This window comes from Bacillus sp. FSL H8-0492 (genome assembly GCF_038006145.1).
GTDB classification, from domain to species: Bacteria; Bacillota; Bacilli; order Bacillales; family Bacillaceae_G; genus Bacillus_A; species Bacillus_A mycoides.
The window spans coordinates 298,376-307,500 of sequence record NZ_JBBOUP010000001.1 but is presented as its reverse complement, the minus strand read 5'-3'; the positions used below and the strand labels follow the sequence as shown (position 1 = coordinate 307,500).

Annotated in this window: 4 protein-coding genes and 3 rRNA genes (1 of these 7 cut by a window edge); 3 read left to right on the top strand and 4 right to left on the bottom strand. The window is 42.5% G+C overall.

The features are described from left to right. Window positions 1-659: the 3' portion of a sulfotransferase family 2 domain-containing protein gene (locus MHH66_RS01710; RefSeq protein ID WP_078186030.1), read on the top strand. It extends 133 nt beyond the left edge of the window; the window shows 659 of its 792 coding nt (coding positions 134-792); its start codon lies beyond the left edge, outside the window; its stop codon occupies window positions 657-659. Window positions 660-752: 93 nt separating this feature from the next. Here the strand turns inward: MHH66_RS01710 and MHH66_RS01705 are convergent, their stop codons facing one another. From MHH66_RS01705 to MHH66_RS01690, 4 genes are all read right to left on the bottom strand, one after another. Beyond that, window positions 753-1,673 (bottom strand): DMT family transporter, encoded by a 921-nt coding sequence (locus tag MHH66_RS01705; RefSeq protein ID WP_002140184.1) that lies wholly within the window; start codon window positions 1,671-1,673, stop codon window positions 753-755. 359 nt (window positions 1,674-2,032) lie between these two features. Beyond that, window positions 2,033-2,148: ribosomal RNA gene (gene rrf / locus MHH66_RS01700) — 5S ribosomal RNA — on the bottom strand. Between the two features lie 50 nt (window positions 2,149-2,198). Then, window positions 2,199-5,120 (bottom strand): 23S ribosomal RNA (locus MHH66_RS01695). 146 nt (window positions 5,121-5,266) lie between these two features. Next, window positions 5,267-6,818: ribosomal RNA gene (locus tag MHH66_RS01690) — 16S ribosomal RNA — on the bottom strand. The 16S, 23S and 5S rRNA genes sit together here, the layout of an rRNA operon. A 558-nt stretch (window positions 6,819-7,376) precedes the next feature. Here MHH66_RS01690 and MHH66_RS01685 point away from each other — a divergent pair. Together MHH66_RS01685 and MHH66_RS01680 are read left to right on the top strand one after the other, a co-directional pair. Further along, a complete protein-coding gene (locus MHH66_RS01685; protein ID WP_078186021.1) occupies window positions 7,377-8,090 on the top strand; it encodes a response regulator transcription factor in 714 nt (237 codons plus the stop codon). After that, the gene (locus tag MHH66_RS01680) at window positions 8,080-9,093 is read left to right on the top strand and encodes a sensor histidine kinase (protein ID WP_002167061.1); all 1,014 of its coding nucleotides are present in this window, start codon (window positions 8,080-8,082) and stop codon (window positions 9,091-9,093) included. The genes MHH66_RS01685 and MHH66_RS01680 overlap by 11 nt, the downstream gene beginning before the upstream one ends. Window positions 9,094-9,125 lie beyond the last annotated feature (32 nt).

Below are 9,125 nucleotides of genomic sequence, written 5' to 3'. Positions count from 1 at the left end.
AGATTGATTTATTACAAACAGCTTTAAACTATCACCCCTTCATCCATAATTTCGAGTATGAAATATACAAAAGTACACCTGCCTATAATATACGGCTGAGTTTAGCACTACGAGATAAACAAAAGGAAACTTTCAAACTGGTTCGCAATCCGTTTAGAAGAGCAGTCAGTTCTTTCGTGTCCTTAATTGCACCTCCTTATGTAGAAAATGAAGAATGGAAACCCATTCGAAAGTTTTTATATCAAAATGAAAATTCTCCTAAAGGAATCTCATTCAAACAATTTTTATACTACCTATTTACTAAAGGTGCTCATGCAAATGATATTAACGCTCACTTTACACAACAATATATAGCAGGTGAAGAAGAGTATGTAACCAATTATATATACTTAGAAAATTTCGATCAGGAAATGAAAGAATTAGAAAAACGTTTCGAATTAAAACCTGCACCGATAAATGAGTTTTCAACATCATGGCATCATCAAACCCCTGCCATGATTTATAAAGGGAATTTCAGCGATGCCGATATTACTGGTCCTTTATTCCCTCGTCACCCGACTTTTGAAAGCTTTTATGATGATGAATGTATACAGCTCGTCAAAACAATATTTCAAAAAGATTTCGATACATATAGATATAACAAAGAATATCCCTACTAATTTAAGTCCATTATCTTCGCTAAATATAAAAAGATACCTTATACATATATATGAGGTATCCTTTTAACATTTAAACTATATAAAACGTACAATTTAACAGTCCCTACTATCCATTTTATTACCCTTTAATAGATTACGTAACTTTTGCTTATCCGCCCATCCTACTCCAATTAAAACTAGACTCCCTCCCATTATTATCTTCCATGTCAGAGATTCATTTAATAGGATAATTGAAGTAATGATACTTATTAACGGCAATCCATTTAAGTACAGTCCACTTATTGATGCTGAGACCGTCTCTAGCGCTTTATTCCAGAACCAATATGCTAAAATTGTTGCCCCGATAACAAGGTATACTACACTAAATCCAATCTTCCATGTTTCGATTTTTGGGAAACCGTAGTAAAAAATTTCTATCATTGCAAATGGCAACACAATAGCTGCACCTATCATTAGTGTTACTGTAGTGAAAACTTTATTAGATAAACGTCGTTCTTGTTTTGGCCGTTTTAACAAAACTGTGTAGAACGCAAATAAAAAGGTACTTAATAAAATAAGTATATCTCCTATTAAAGACACCTCTTGATTAGTATCGCTAGATGGAATTGTAATAAAGAGCACTCCTATAGCGCCCAACATAATTCCGATCCAATAATCCATCTGAATTTTCTCTTTCAGAAAGAACGCTGAAAAAAGAATTGTAACTAATGGCAATGCAGCATCAATAATACTAACATGTAATCCACTTGTTAAAGAAATACCATAGGATGTGAACATAAAGTACCCAGCTACACCAGTAAAAGACAGTAAACTCATTCTTTTCCACGGAATATGTTTATGTATAACTGCTTTTTGTAGTTCGTTAAATGAGAAAAACATACAAATTCCACCCGCAAAGAAAAGACGAATAAATAACAAAGTAAACGGTTGAATGGATTCTAATGCCCATTTCGTTGGTGCAATGGCTGTTCCCCATAATATAACAGCCACTAATAACATGCATATTTCTTTCATAATCCCCCACACCCATCAAAAAATATATGTTAACTACCTTAATTATAGATTTTTTCTTATGTAAAATCCTTTAAAACCACAAAAAGGTTATGCAAAAAATAGCCATCCAGCTCTTTTTTACATAACCTTTTCATATTAAACCAAAACATTATTGTTCATTCGACAACTAAATTAACATAAAAAGGAAATCCTTACCTTCAATTTATATTTAAACGTATTACTTTATCATCCGAATTTTATTTTATACCGTTTCTATTTCATTCTTTTTTCGTCTTTAGGGTTATTAAATTTATGGATTTTAACCTTCGGTAAATAAAAATAAACACAAAAAAACCTAAGTCGAAACGACTTAGGTTTTTGCTTGGCGACGTCCTACTCTCACAGGGACAAGGTCCCAACTACCATCGGCGCTAGAGAGCTTAACTTCCGTGTTCGGTATGGGAACGGGTGTGACCTCTCTGCCATCATCACCAAACTGATGAAGGCATATTCCTTCAAAACTAGATAACATTAGCTTCATATTATATGGTTAAGTCCTCGATCTATTAGTATTCGTCAGCTCCACATGTCACCATGCTTCCACCTCGAACCTATCAACCTGATCATCTTTCAGGGATCTTACTAGCTTACGCTATGGGAAATCTCATCTTGAGGGGGGCTTCATGCTTAGATGCTTTCAGCACTTATCCCTTCCGCACATAGCTACCCAGCTATGCCCTTGGCAGAACAACTGGTACACCAGCGGTGCGTCCATCCCGGTCCTCTCGTACTAAGGACAGCTCCTCTCAAATTTCCTGCGCCCACGACGGATAGGGACCGAACTGTCTCACGACGTTCTGAACCCAGCTCGCGTACCGCTTTAATGGGCGAACAGCCCAACCCTTGGGACCGACTACAGCCCCAGGATGCGATGAGCCGACATCGAGGTGCCAAACCTCCCCGTCGATGTGGACTCTTGGGGGAGATAAGCCTGTTATCCCCGGGGTAGCTTTTATCCGTTGAGCGATGGCCCTTCCATGCGGAACCACCGGATCACTAAGCCCGACTTTCGTCCCTGCTCGACTTGTAGGTCTCGCAGTCAAGCTCCCTTATGCCTTTGCACTCTACGAATGATTTCCAACCATTCTGAGGGAACCTTTGGGCGCCTCCGTTACACTTTAGGAGGCGACCGCCCCAGTCAAACTGCCCACCTGACACTGTCTCCCGGGTCGATGAGACCCGTAGGTTAGAATTTCAATACAGTCAGGGCGGTATCCCACCAGCGCCTCCACCGAAGCTAGCGCTCCGGTTTCAATGGCTCCCGCCTATCCTGTACAAACTGTACCAAAATTCAATATCAGGCTACAGTAAAGCTCCACGGGGTCTTTCCGTCCTGTCGCGGGTAACCTGCATCTTCACAGGTACTATAATTTCACCGAGTCTCTGGTTGAGACAGTGCCCAAATCGTTACACCTTTCGTGCGGGTCGGAACTTACCCGACAAGGAATTTCGCTACCTTAGGACCGTTATAGTTACGGCCGCCGTTTACTGGGGCTTCAGTTCAGAGCTTCGCTTACGCTAACCCCTCTCCTTAACCTTCCAGCACCGGGCAGGTGTCAGCCCCTATACTTCGCCTTACGGCTTCGCAGAGACCTGTGTTTTTGCTAAACAGTCGCTTGGGCCTATTCACTGCGGCTTTCCGTTAAGAAAGCACCCCTTCTCCCGAAGTTACGGGGTCATTTTGCCGAGTTCCTTAACCAGAGTTCTCTCGCACACCTTAGGATTCTCTCCTCGCCTACCTGTGTCGGTTTGCGGTACAGGCACCTTTTATCTCGCTAGAAGCTTTTCTTGGCAGCGGGGAATCAAAGACTTCGCTCCATAAGGAGCTTCCCCATCACAGCTCAGCCTTCACGATAAGCGGATTTGCCTACTTATCAGCCTAACTGCTTGGACGTGCACAACCAATCGCACGCTTCTTCTATCCTTCTGCGTCCCTCCATTGCTCAAACGATAAAGAGGTGGTACAGGAATATCAACCTGTTGTCCATCGCCTACGCCTGTCGGCCTCGGCTTAGGTCCTGACTAACCCTGAGCGGACGAGCCTTCCTCAGGAAACCTTAGGCATTCGGTGGACGGGATTCTCACCCGTCTTTCGCTACTCATACCGGCATTCTCACTTCTAAGCGCTCCACCAGTCCTTCCGGTCTGACTTCACTGCACTTAGAACGCTCCCCTACCACTGATACCATTGGTATCAATTCGCAGCTTCGGTGGTGTATTTAGCCCCGGTACATTTTCGGCGCAGAGTCACTCGACTAGTGAGCTATTACGCACTCTTTAAATGGTGGCTGCTTCTGAGCCAACATCCTAGTTGTCTAAGCAACTCCACATCCTTTTCCACTTAATACACACTTTGGGACCTTAGCTGGCGATCTGGGCTGTTTCCCTCTTGACTACGGATCTTATCACTCGCAGTCTGACTCCTAAGGATAAGTCATTGGCATTCGGAGTTTGACTGAATTCGGTAATCCGATGAGGACCCCTAGTTCAATCAGTGCTCTACCTCCAAGACTCTTACACTTAAGGCTAGCCCTAAAGCTATTTCGGGGAGAACCAGCTATCTCCAGGTTCGATTGGAATTTCTCCGCTACCCACACCTCATCCCCGCACTTTTCAACGTGCGTGGGTTCGGGCCTCCATTCAGTGTTACCTGAACTTCACCCTGGACATGGGTAGATCACCTGGTTTCGGGTCTACGACCACGTACTAAACGCCCTATTCAGACTCGCTTTCGCTGCGGCTCCGCCTCTTCAGCTTAACCTCGCACGGGATCGTAACTCGCCGGTTCATTCTACAAAAGGCACGCCATCACCCATTAACGGGCTCTGACTATTTGTAGGCACACGGTTTCAGGATCTCTTTCACTCCCCTTCCGGGGTGCTTTTCACCTTTCCCTCACGGTACTGGTTCACTATCGATCACTAGGGAGTATTTAGCCTTGGGAGATGGTCCTCCCAGATTCCGACGGAATTTCACGTGTTCCGCCGTACTCAGGATACATTCAAGAGAGAACGAAGTTTCGACTACGGGGTTATTACCCTCTGTGACGGACCTTTCCAGGTCGCTTCGTCTACCTCGTTCCTTTGTAACTCCGTATAGAATGTCCTACAACCCCAAGAGGCAAGCCTCTTGGTTTGGGCTAGATTCCGTTTCGCTCGCCGCTACTCAGGAAATCGCATTTGCTTTCTCTTCCTCCAGGTACTTAGATGTTTCAGTTCCCTGGGTCTGTCTTCCATACCCTATGTATTCAGGTAAGGATACCATACCATTACGTATAGTGGGTTTCCCCATTCGGAAATCTTCGGATCAAAGCTTACTTACAGCTCCCCGAAGCATATCGGCGTTAGTCCCGTCCTTCATCGACTCCTAGTGTCAAGGCATCCACCGTGCGCCCTTTCTAACTTAACCAAACTAAAATTAAAAAAATATGAGCTACACTGTTATCTAGTTTTCAAAGAACATACATTTAAACTTGAGAGATAGTTCTCTCAAAACTGAACGAAACAAAACAAGTCAACGTTTATTGATGAACTGCGTTCATCAATTCTCCATAGAAAGGAGGTGATCCAGCCGCACCTTCCGATACGGCTACCTTGTTACGACTTCACCCCAATCATCTGTCCCACCTTAGGCGGCTGGCTCCATAAAGGTTACCCCACCGACTTCGGGTGTTACAAACTCTCGTGGTGTGACGGGCGGTGTGTACAAGGCCCGGGAACGTATTCACCGCGGCATGCTGATCCGCGATTACTAGCGATTCCAGCTTCATGTAGGCGAGTTGCAGCCTACAATCCGAACTGAGAACGGTTTTATGAGATTAGCTCCACCTCGCGGTCTTGCAGCTCTTTGTACCGTCCATTGTAGCACGTGTGTAGCCCAGGTCATAAGGGGCATGATGATTTGACGTCATCCCCACCTTCCTCCGGTTTGTCACCGGCAGTCACCTTAGAGTGCCCAACTTAATGATGGCAACTAAGATCAAGGGTTGCGCTCGTTGCGGGACTTAACCCAACATCTCACGACACGAGCTGACGACAACCATGCACCACCTGTCACTCTGCTCCCGAAGGAGAAGCTCTATCTCTAGAGTTTTCAGAGGATGTCAAGACCTGGTAAGGTTCTTCGCGTTGCTTCGAATTAAACCACATGCTCCACCGCTTGTGCGGGCCCCCGTCAATTCCTTTGAGTTTCAGCCTTGCGGCCGTACTCCCCAGGCGGAGTGCTTAATGCGTTAACTTCAGCACTAAAGGGCGGAAACCCTCTAACACTTAGCACTCATCGTTTACGGCGTGGACTACCAGGGTATCTAATCCTGTTTGCTCCCCACGCTTTCGCGCCTCAGTGTCAGTTACAGACCAGAAAGTCGCCTTCGCCACTGGTGTTCCTCCATATCTCTACGCATTTCACCGCTACACATGGAATTCCACTTTCCTCTTCTGCACTCAAGTCTCCCAGTTTCCAATGACCCTCCACGGTTGAGCCGTGGGCTTTCACATCAGACTTAAGAAACCACCTGCGCGCGCTTTACGCCCAATAATTCCGGATAACGCTTGCCACCTACGTATTACCGCGGCTGCTGGCACGTAGTTAGCCGTGGCTTTCTGGTTAGGTACCGTCAAGGTGCCAGCTTATTCAACTAGCACTTGTTCTTCCCTAACAACAGAGTTTTACGACCCGAAAGCCTTCATCACTCACGCGGCGTTGCTCCGTCAGACTTTCGTCCATTGCGGAAGATTCCCTACTGCTGCCTCCCGTAGGAGTCTGGGCCGTGTCTCAGTCCCAGTGTGGCCGATCACCCTCTCAGGTCGGCTACGCATCGTCGCCTTGGTGAGCCGTTACCTCACCAACTAGCTAATGCGACGCGGGTCCATCCATAAGTGACAGCCGAAGCCGCCTTTCAATTCCGAACTATGCAGTTCAAAATATTATCCGGTATTAGCCCCGGTTTCCCGGAGTTATCCCAGTCTTATGGGTAGGTTACCCACGTGTTACTCACCCGTCCGCCGCTAACTTCATAAGAGCAAGCTCTTAATCCATTCGCTCGACTTGCATGTATTAGGCACGCCGCCAGCGTTCATCCTGAGCCAGGATCAAACTCTCCAATAAAGTTAGTTTGTCTAGCATCTAAAAATAAAAATTGACGTTCACGTTGTTTGTTTCGTTCAGTTTTCAAAGAACTTGTCTGTCGCTCATTTGCGACTCCCTTATGTTAACATTTTCATATTTCAATGTCAACCAAGTTTTTTTATTTCTTTTGTCGCTTTCTGCGTTGTTGCTATCGGCGACTTGTCCTATATTACACCTCTATATACTAATCGTCAATACCTTTTTATAAAGAAATTTAATTTAGTACCTTTGCACTCTTTTAACTCTAGATAAGGACCTACAAAGATCTCATTAAAATAGAAACCATCGTCTACTTTTCTTTACCAATCTATCCTTCTAAATACTATTCAATCTAGGCACTTCTCTATTTCAAAGGACTCGCTTCCCCCATCTTACCGAACTCATACAATTGATTCTTTTCAGCTAAACTAGCAACCTTATTTTAACAATTAATAGTATATAATTAGAAAGTTGCTTTATTTTTTATTACCGCTCCCTATCCCCCTTTGTTTATCAAGTTGTAATATCAATAACATTCTATTAGAAACAGGTGACGATATGAAAGATATACGTATTCTTATAGCAGATGACGATAAAGAAATTCGAGACTTATTAAAAAGATATTTAGAACGAGAATTATATATGGTAGATACTGCAATTAATGGAGAAGAAGCGTTGTGCTTATTTAACCAAAATAACTACAACCTCGCTATATTAGATCTTATGATGCCGAAAGTAGATGGTATCGAAGTGTGTAGAAAACTTAGAGATACAACCAACATTCCTATATTAATGCTAACTGCTAAAGATCACGAAGTTGATAAAATTTTGGGCTTAAGCATAGGTGCTGATGATTATATTACGAAACCTTTCAGTATTCACGAAGTGGTTGCAAGAGTAAAAGCTCTTATGCGACGTTTTTTAGTTCTTGGAAGTAACACTAATGTACAAGAGAAAACAACTTTAACATTTAAAGGACTAACTATCGATTTAAAAAAATACACAGTCCATACGAACGGAAAAGAAATCAACTTAACTGGAAAAGAACTTGAACTGTTAAGATTCTTCGCTTCAAACTCAGAGCAAGTATTTACGAAAACACAACTCTTTCGGAATGTATGGGACGATAATTATATAGAAGATGATAATACAGTTATGGTGCATATTAGAAAGCTTAGAAAGAAAATAGAAATCGATTCTTCCAATCCAAAATTCATTCAGACTGTATGGGGAATCGGTTATAAGTTTGTAGGTGAACAGGTTGAAAAATGATAAGGTCCTCTTTCTTATTTCATTACAACTTATCATTTGCGGACTTTTAAATATAGATATGGGATACCATGTGAAAATATCTTTATTTATTGCTCTTATCATAATCACAATATATCTTTTCTTTTCAAGAGTTCACTTTATTCAAAGCAACGAATCGATGGTTACTAAATTAAGCCGTGCACTTAAAGGGAATTTACAAACGAGGCTATTCACAAATAACGACCGTTCACTAAATAGTATCGTGTTTTCAATAAACGACTTAATAACTGCATTAGAAAAGGGTCAGATCGAAGCAAGGAAATCTCAAGAAGCTAGAAAACAACTTTTATCTAATATCTCACATGATATCCGGACACCACTTACTTCTATTATTGGATATATTGATGCTTTAAAAGATGATGTCGCTGCTTCTGAAGTAGAAAAGCAAGAATATCTTGAAATACTTTATAAGAAATCGAATGACTTAAAACATCTGGTCGATGAAATCTTTAATATGGCCAAGCTAGATGCTGATGAGTTTCCATTAAAAGAAGAAGAACTCGATTTTTCTGAGGTTACTAGAGAAGTATTAATCGAATTTTTACCCGAGCTATCAAAACATAACATTGAACTACAGGTTCTCATACCAGAATCTACTTCCCCTATTATTGCAGATCACCTTAGCCTTATACGAATTATAGGTAATCTAATAAAAAACGCTATCCATCACGGAAAAGCTGGGAAAATAGTAGGAGTCGAACTACTAGAAACCAATACAGAATATGAGATTCTTATTTGGGACAAGGGACCCGGTATTCCAAAACATGATTTACAAAACGTATTTAAGCGGATGTACCGCAGCGAACAATCAAGAAATCCTTCTTACGGTGGTAGTGGCCTCGGACTTTCTATTTCTAAAGCCCTCGTTGAAAAAAATGGTGGGCGTATATGGGTTGACAGTATTCCCTGGGAACGAACTACTTTTGGTTTTTCCGTCCCAAAACACACTACTTTTAAGAAATAGTTAAGAAATGATTAATATGCAGTTAAACCTTC

Bases quoted from the DNA above. Each gene is read 5' to 3' on its own strand.
- MHH66_RS01705 (WP_002140184.1), bottom strand. From the start codon at position 1,673: ATGAAAGAAATATGCATGTTATTAGTGGCTGTTATATTATGGGGAACA.
- MHH66_RS01685 (WP_078186021.1), top strand. From the start codon at position 7,377: ATGAAAGATATACGTATTCTTATAGCAGATGACGATAAAGAAATTCGA.